This window comes from Chromohalobacter sp. HP20-39 (assembly GCF_033052815.1).
Classification (GTDB): domain Bacteria; phylum Pseudomonadota; class Gammaproteobacteria; order Pseudomonadales; family Halomonadaceae; genus Chromohalobacter.
Genome location: NZ_JAWHTP010001273.1, coordinates 1 through 229 on the forward strand (window position 1 = coordinate 1; position 229 = coordinate 229).

General features: G+C 67.2%; 1 protein-coding gene. It reads right to left on the reverse strand.

Annotated elements, in window-relative coordinates; all coding sequences use genetic code 11:
- Positions 1 to 229 (reverse strand): transglutaminase family protein (locus RVY79_RS21945; protein WP_317466741.1); only part of this gene is annotated, 229 nt, incomplete at both ends.

A 229-nucleotide genomic window follows, 5' to 3' on the forward strand; every position in this document is an offset into this window, starting at 1 on the left:
GGGCCCCAGGCGTATGCCCGGTCGTAAAGAAGCGCGCGCGCCGCCGGCTTTCCGCCTCGTATGCGTTGACCGGAAAGGTCTGGTAGTTGCGTCCACCCGGATGCGCCACATGATACTGGCAACCACCCAGCGAGCGGCCCGTCCAGGTGTCGGCCAGGTCAAAGGTGAGCGGCGCGTGCACGCCGATGGTCGGATGCAGCGCAGAGGCTTGCGACCACGCCCGAAAACG